At 58.9% G+C, this 6,000-nt stretch carries 5 protein-coding genes and 1 pseudogene; 4 read left to right on the top strand and 2 right to left on the bottom strand.

Going from position 1 to position 6,000, the window contains the following annotated elements; translation table 11 throughout:
- Positions 1-403: 403 nt before the first annotated feature.
- A pseudogene (locus HCN50_RS30120) lies at positions 404-481 on the bottom strand (DUF3606 domain-containing protein); the annotation flags it as partial.
- A 677-nt stretch (positions 482-1,158) separates the two neighbouring features.
- Here HCN50_RS30120 and HCN50_RS30115 point away from each other — a divergent pair.
- Both HCN50_RS30115 and HCN50_RS30110 read left to right on the top strand, forming a co-directional pair.
- A complete protein-coding gene (locus HCN50_RS30115) occupies positions 1,159-1,695 on the top strand; it encodes an ATP-dependent DNA ligase (protein WP_311968249.1) in 537 nt (178 codons plus the stop codon).
- Between the two features lie 563 nt (positions 1,696-2,258).
- On the top strand, positions 2,259-2,579 hold the full coding sequence (locus HCN50_RS30110; protein WP_171713496.1) for a hypothetical protein: 321 nt from the start codon (positions 2,259-2,261) through the stop codon (positions 2,577-2,579).
- Positions 2,580-3,215: 636 nt separating this feature from the next.
- On the opposite strand, the gene HCN50_RS30105 is transcribed toward HCN50_RS30110, so the two are convergent.
- Complete coding sequence (locus HCN50_RS30105) at positions 3,216-4,097, bottom strand: LysR family transcriptional regulator (protein ID WP_171713495.1); 882 nt, start codon at positions 4,095-4,097, stop codon at positions 3,216-3,218.
- Between the two features lie 112 nt (positions 4,098-4,209).
- Between HCN50_RS30105 and HCN50_RS30100 the strand changes: the two genes are divergently transcribed.
- Both HCN50_RS30100 and HCN50_RS30095 read left to right on the top strand, forming a co-directional pair.
- Positions 4,210-4,755 (top strand): VOC family protein, encoded by a 546-nt coding sequence (locus tag HCN50_RS30100; RefSeq protein WP_171713511.1) that lies wholly within the window; start codon positions 4,210-4,212, stop codon positions 4,753-4,755.
- A 630-nt stretch (positions 4,756-5,385) separates the two neighbouring features.
- Positions 5,386-5,598, top strand: a complete 213-nt coding sequence (locus HCN50_RS30095) for a hypothetical protein (RefSeq protein ID WP_171713494.1) — start codon at positions 5,386-5,388, stop codon at positions 5,596-5,598.
- Positions 5,599-6,000: the final 402 nt, after the last annotated feature.

Here is a 6,000-nt window from a genome sequence, read left to right as displayed (position 1 = left end):
GGGCGGCCTCTTCGCGCGCGGCGTCCAGGCAGGGGAGTTCAAAACCCTCTTTATCGACTTATCGACGGCAAGCTCGTCGCCGGCGCGGATATCGAAATAGTAGCGGCTCATACGCTGCAAATGCGCCTGACAAATCGGGGTTCCTTAAAAATCGAATCTGGACATAACAAAAGTTAAGCGCGGTGTTTTTGTCCGTCGAAATAAATAGTACCTTGGCAGCATAGACCGGCGCGAACGGCCGACATTTCTGGTCACGCAACAAAGAAATCGGTCTCACAAGCTAGACGCCTTCTCTACGCGAAAAGGGTCTCAGCGGGGACAGCTGAGACCCTTCACGGGCTGAGGTGTCGCTCAACGGGGGGACGGTGCGACGCGCCTCAACCCACTTTCCTCATTTGCGTTCCTAACGTCCAAGCCGGCGCTCAACACGCTTGCGGCTGTTGCCCACCTTTTTAACCGCCTTCTTCACCGCAGCTGCCGACTCCCGGTCGGCACGATGTAGCCGCTGAACGCTCGTTCATGAACCTAACAGCACGTTTCCGCGTTCTGTTCGTTGCAGGGCGACAAGCAAGACCAACATGGGACAACTCAGATGCGCAACTTAATCTTTGGTGCAGCAAGTGCACTAGCTCTTGCCTCTCCGGCAATGGCCTCCGATCTGCCCGTAACTAGTTACAGCGAAAGCTATGCGCGGTCGTACGAGTACCGGGCTTCTCCGCCGGTTGTTGTCGAGGAGACGGCTCCTGTCGTTTTCGAGACGATCGTGGTACGCCGCCCCGTCGTTGTCGCCCCGCCGCGGGTGGTAGTTGAGGAGTACCCGGTCTATGCTGCACGGCGAGTGTATGCGGCACCTCCCGTGTATGCGTACGCGGGTCCGGGTTGGCGTGGCGGATGGGGCCACCGGCGTCACTTCCACGGTGGTTGGTAAGGTCTCGGAGTTAGTTGCGCTGCCGCTGCGATCTGCAGATGCGCGAACTGTCGGCCGCGATCTCTGATTTTGCCGTGCGACGCGAGAGCCGAGATCGCGGCGGTTGATTCTTGGGTTGGTCTGGTTGGACTCGCATTTTCGCGTGCGGTTGCCTATTTATCCCGCATGCGTACGTCTGCATTTGATCCCTGCATTCCGACGCCGGGGACCAAGGTTCCTAACCGGCCGGAATGGCTCCACGAGATCAAGCACGACGGCTATCGGCTCATCATTGTGAAGGCAAGCGCGTTCGGCTGTTCACGCGCAACGGGTACGACTGGAGCCACCGGTATCCCCTCATTGTCGAAGCCGCTCTGAGAAATCGCCAGAGCTCCTTTGTGATCGACGGAGAAGCCGTGCTACTCGGCGTATATGGCAGATCCGACTTTAACGGCCTGCACTCGCGCCAGCACGACGAAGAAGTCCAGTTCTATGCCTTCGACATGTTGGTGAGCGACGGCGAAGATATCCGTAACCTGCCGCTCACCATGCGAAAGTCGAACCTAGCGAGACTCCTCGCGCGGCGAGTTGGTGGCATCTTCCTGAGTGAGTTTGAACAGGGAGAGATTGGCCCTGACTTGTTCAGGCATGCCTGCCTAATGGGGCTTGAGGGGCTTGTGTCCAAGCGCGCTGACAGCCGCTATCGTGGCGGCCGCCCGCCAGACTGGATCAAGGTCAAGAATCGCCAGCATCCGGCGCTGCAACGAGTCATGGAGGCAATGTCATGACAGTCTGGGTCAATGTCGATACGTCGCGCCAGGTTGGAGACGTCGACCACCTGAAGATTTTCAGGCCGAAGCCGCCGACGCTTGGTTCAAGGACAATGATCCGGAAGGCGTTGCCTTCGAATATCCGGTGGCTAAGCCAATGACAGCGGTTCTGCCTTTTTTCCGATGGCTGAGGTGGTAGCGTGAAGTTGCAACCGCGAAGGGGAGGACGCGATGAATTTCGCTCTCGTTCTGGCGGCACCACTGCTGTTAATTCTGACTGGCACGAGTTTCACTAGTTCACCAGCGCAGGCGCAGGTTTCCATCAGTAGACCACCCAGTCCACCTACCTGGTCCTTGTTGGACCGTTTTCCCGCTTAAAGAATACGAAGGCAAACGCTGGTTCGAGGCTCCTTCGTGCCAGGCCGGGTGGGCTCCCAAATGCGCCAGGCAAGCTGGTGTGTGCGTCACCCAGTTAGGTGAACAAGCGGCCCTCTGCAGGGAATGGCGATGCGTGCTTGTGGACACGAGAAAAGCCCCTCCCGAGATAAAGAAACCACGGTCGTCGGGCGGGTGAACGGGTGATGGCGCTGCTTCGGCGGCTCTACGGCAAGCTGCACTTTGAGGTCAAAGAGACCAAGAAGAACTCCCTCGTCCCCCGTTTCCGTGTGAACCTTCAAGTGCCCCTTCCCGTGGTAAAGCCACCACGTTCGGAGAGAAGCCCGAAATTATTTACCGAGGACGGTTTTGACACCGAGCCAGACCGCGCCGCAGAAGCAAGTAACGATCATGGTCAGCACCACCTTGAAGGTGAGGCCCTGGGCCTGCTCAACGCTCTTGCGCCATTTCCGCAGGTGAGCGAGATCTGCGCGCAACTCCTTGCCGTCCCCCTTCTTCCAGGATAGCGGAACGTCCATCCTCCCTACCCGCTTGCAAAGCACCTTGGAAACATTCAGCTTCCCTGCTCGGCGACCAATCATGGTGCACAAACCCACGGTCGAAAGCTACGGCGGAAGGTATTACACAAGCCCGATCTCATGACCAAACTCTCGGAAGGAAAGATGCGGGCGACGAGACTTTGCTGACGCGATATGGTCACCGGGTCAAATCCGGAAATGACCACCTGGGGCACTCCCTACCGCCAGCATCGCGTCTGTGCAGGATGTCAGGCAGGGCCTATGTCACCTTGCATCCGATCGCGGTGCAGTTGCAGCAGCGTTGGTGGAAAACCCGAAACAGGCGCCATGCGCTCGGCGATGAAGGCCACCGGAAATGGTCGCGGGTCACTCCGCACGACGTTTGGGTCGACGCGTTTTCGTGGCGTGACGCACCGAAGCTGATATCCGCTTTGTTCCTAAAGCGACGCGGCTGCTGCGCAGCAGCGAAATGACGCGATGGGCCAAGTCCGGACATGCCTTGGCACCGACATAGGCGCCACGGTCGATGAAGATGGGCACCATTGCTTCGCTGTGACCCTATGAGATTGCCTCCCGCGCCGCGCGCATAATTTGCGAGGCCGCTCGATCCAATGCGACCCTAGGTCACGGATGTAAGTGCAGGCGCTTCACACTGGATAATGCAAAGGTGATGAACTTCCTGACACGCGCCGCCACGAATTTCTGGGCGGGGTAGGCGAAATAGAGTCCTGTCAGCGGTGAGCGAAGATCTGGCAACACGCGCACTAGCCGAAGTTGGTCTGCGAGAAAGGCCGGGAGAAATCCAATCCCGAGCCCCATGGCGACAAACGTCCTGATCGTCAGCAGGTCGTCGCAGGTCAGGCCGCCCGACAAATCGACGCTGACCTTCCGGTTTCTCATCAGCATGGGCAGAGGTTGGGCCCAAGGCTTGCCGAATCCAATCAGGTCATGGTGCTTGAGATCATCCACGTAAGCGGGGACGCCGCGTCGGTTGAGATAGTGTTGGCTTGCGAACAGTCCCGAGGGGCCCGTTACAAAAGACCTTGTCATCAGACTTGAATCCCGCAATGGACCGACGCGAATAGCGAGATCGATGCCTTCTGCGATCATGTCAACGATCCGGTCGGTGACGATCAACTCGACTTTCACCGTCGGGAAGGCTTCGCGAAACGCGCTGATGATGGGCGGCAGCAGGCTTTGCGCGATATCGACGGCCGCTGTGAGCCGAAGCAGCCCGGTCAGGCCGCCCGCCTCTGCCGTAACCGCGGCTTCCGCTGCCTCGATCTCACGAAGCCCAATACGGCATCGTTCAAAAAAGATCTGGCCCGCTGGCGTGATGCGGAGCTTGCGGGTCGTGCGCTGGATCAGGCTGACGCCGAGGCGCCGCTCCAACGCCGCAACCTTAGCGCTCACTGTGCTTGCGGGCATGCGGAGCCTCCGAGCGGCGCTGGTAAAGCTGCCCGCCTCCAGCACCTGGACAAAGACACTGATCTCATCGATGCGCATCGTTCTATTATGCAGATTTGTGGATAATAAATCCAGATTATGCTATCTTGAGGAAAAACGGCTTCTGAGCAATCTGCTCTATCAGAGAAGGGCAATGCCGAGGAGCTGGAAGATGAATGGACTGATCACGCCGCCGGCCATCGCGACCGATAGCGCGCCGATCGACCCGCGCGTCCGCGTCGGACATGTCCATCTGAAGGTTGCCGACCTGGAGCGATCGCTCCAGTTCTATTGCGGGGTGCTTGGCTTCGGCCTCACCGGGCGGCTTGGTGACCAAGCAGCGTTCCTCGCGGCCGGCAGTTATCATCACCACCTTGCGATCAACACATGGGAAAGTCGGGGCGGTTCGCCGCCGGCACAAGGATCGACGGGCCTCCACCATGTTGCCTTCGTCTACCCCACGCGGGCCGCGCTCGGGGGCGCACTCTGCCGCCTTCGTGCAGCGGCCGTACCGCTCAGCGGCGCCAGCGACCACGGTGGTTCGGAAGCGATCTATCTCCGCGACCCAGACGGCAACGGCGTCGAGCTTTATTGGGATCGACCAGAGAAGGAATGGCCGCGCAATCCTGACGGTTCATTGAAGATTGTCAGCAAGCCGCTCGATCTCGAGGATTTGGCCGCGGACGGATCGTCCGCCCCGCCTGTCCAGCAAGGATAATCTGCGTTTGGTGAAAGAGGCCTTGGCCGATCTAGGCCGTGTACTCATTAAGCGGCTGGCCGCCTGATGTCCGCTCCCTCCAAAACCGGACATTAGAACGTCGTCAGCGTTGCCCTACTTGCAAACCGAAGTTTGAACCTCGCTTTCGACAGATCCATCTCCGAAACTCCCGGACGGATGGCGATGGTTCAGACACTGGATGCTCCACCGCCTTCGACAGGACAACTCGGCGTCAAAGCGAAGGCAATCCAAACAGATGGACATGCTCCGATTTTCGATATCACGGAATGCACTCTCGGCCGCTGTAGTGTCTCGGTCCGGCAGCATTGACGCCGTTGCGGCCGTTTGCAAACTCCCCTAAGTTTTCAAGCGAGGAAGGGAGACTTGCATGACGGAATCGTCCGGTTTCTTCGGTTTTGGCGAGGGCAGAACGTATCAGCTGGGAAGCGCCAGGTTAGCCTTCAAGCCCGTGAAGGGATTGGGGGACTATAGTGTGTGGGAGGCCACTGGTCCGGCCGGCTCTGGCGCAGGTCTTCATCGCCATCGTTATGATGAGTGGCATGTTATCATTGAAGGTCGATTCGAATCCAAGTCGGCGATGAGGTTCGCGTTCTCGGCCCGGGGGAGATGATGTTTGCCCCCGGCGGCACGCCGCACTCCATTAAGAGTGTCGGCCCAGGCGAAGGACGACAGTTGGGGATCAGTTCGCCCGCCGGCGCATTTGAGGCGTTTGTCGCCGATGTGGTCAATCTGCAGGTCGATAGCGGCAATCCGTCGAAAAAAGGATCGACGTCCTTTAGGGACATAGCTGCCAAACACGGGGTCGAGTTCATCGATGCTTAAGGCTTTGCGCTAAGTCCGGGTCGTGCCGACTGAGCACCTTGGAAGAACGTCTGCTGAGGGTCACAAGCGGCGGTCCGGCCACTCATCTCGTCAGGTCCGGTTGACCTCTGAGAGCGGCCTTTGCGGCGGCTCAAGGGCAGTTCGGCTGAGGGCCAAGTCCGGACATCCCACACCCAAGAAACCGGGGCTATTGACCCCCTATGCCGCCAAAAATTTGCGGAGCACGCGAACGCCCACACAGCTTGCCAGAACGCATGGCGTCACGAACGCGGTGCGCCAGAAACCACGCGCTCTTGTGCGCAATCGCCAGACCACATTCGGGTGTGAACTAAGCCACAGGTAGTTGCGCGTTCTGCGAGTATACTAGAACGGCGTTTCAGAGGTGCGAGAACTCAGGCCTCT

Origin of the sequence: Bradyrhizobium archetypum, from assembly GCF_013114835.1 — a bacterium.
Taxonomy (GTDB): Bacteria; Pseudomonadota; Alphaproteobacteria; order Rhizobiales; family Xanthobacteraceae; genus Bradyrhizobium; species Bradyrhizobium archetypum.
Note: the sequence above shows the minus strand (reverse complement) of the source record. Positions and strands in the feature narration are given on the sequence as shown.

Coding starts and splice junctions, on each gene's coding strand:
- HCN50_RS30105 (WP_171713495.1), bottom strand. CDS start 4,097: ATGCGCATCGATGAGATCAGTGTCTTTGTCCAGGTGCTGGAGGCGGGC.
- HCN50_RS30100 (WP_171713511.1), top strand. CDS start 4,210: ATGAATGGACTGATCACGCCGCCGGCCATCGCGACCGATAGCGCGCCG.
- HCN50_RS30115 (WP_311968249.1), top strand. CDS start 1,159: ATGGCTCCACGAGATCAAGCACGACGGCTATCGGCTCATCATTGTGAA.
- HCN50_RS30110 (WP_171713496.1), top strand. CDS start 2,259: ATGGCGCTGCTTCGGCGGCTCTACGGCAAGCTGCACTTTGAGGTCAAA.
- HCN50_RS30095 (WP_171713494.1), top strand. CDS start 5,386: ATGTTTGCCCCCGGCGGCACGCCGCACTCCATTAAGAGTGTCGGCCCA.